The following is an 857-nucleotide window of genomic DNA, read 5'->3' as shown; positions in this document are numbered from 1 at the left end:
GACCGTGAAGGTGTCGCTGAAGGTGCTGGTGTGGCCCGCGGCATCCGTCTCGGTCACGTAGAACTGGTGCAGGCCGCCGTTCACCACGGTGGCGGTGTAGGTCCAGCTGGTGCCGCTCACGGTGGCCGTGCCCAGCAGGTCGCTGCCATCGTAGACCTCGACCGTGGAGCCGGGCTCGCAACTGCCCGAGAGCAGCACGGCCGTGTCGTCGGTCGCGTCACCGCTGGTCAGCGAGCCAGTGTGCAGACCGGCATCGTCGGTCACGCTCGTCAGCTGCGGGGTCGGCGCCGCGGTGTCGAGGCGGTAGACGTGGCTGGCGACGGGGCCGGTGCTGCCGGTCGCGTCCACCACGGCCAGCTGCAGCGTCTGCTCGCCCGTCAGGACGATGCCGCTCCACGTCAGCGTGGTGCCGCTGACCATGCCGGTGAGGTCGCTCCAGGTCGCGCCGCCGTTGAGCGAGCCCATCACCTTCTCGTTCGTGCCCAGGGCCGCCGACAAGCTCGCGCTGAGGGTCTGGGTGGCGACGGAGGTGATGAAGTCGCTGCTCGACACGCCGGTGTCGTCGCTGAGCGCGAGGTTGGACAGGTGGGTGGTCGGCGCCGTCATGTCGCCCACCACCACGATGTCGGCCGTCGGTGCACTGGTGTTGCCCGCGGCATCGGTCGCCGTGGCGCGGAACTGGTGCTGCGTCGCATCCGTCACGGTCGCGCTGTAGCTCCAGCTGGTGCCGTTCACGGTGGCCGTGCCCAGCAGCATGCTGCCGTCGTAGACCAGCACCGTCGCGCCGGCCTCGCAGCTGCCGCTCAGCAGCAGCGTGCTGTCGTCGCTCGCCTGACCGTTGGACACCGGGCCCGTGA

At 70.4% G+C, this 857-nt stretch carries 1 protein-coding gene; it reads right to left on the bottom strand.

Annotated elements, in window-relative coordinates:
• Positions 1-857: Ig-like domain-containing protein (locus OOT46_RS30645; protein ID WP_265407408.1), on the bottom strand; the 857-nt coding region annotated here is incomplete at both ends.

This window comes from Aquabacterium sp. A7-Y, from assembly GCF_026153205.1.
Taxonomy (GTDB): domain Bacteria; phylum Pseudomonadota; class Gammaproteobacteria; order Burkholderiales; family Burkholderiaceae_C; genus Caldimonas.
Note: the sequence above shows the minus strand (reverse complement) of the source record. Positions and strands in the feature narration are given on the sequence as shown.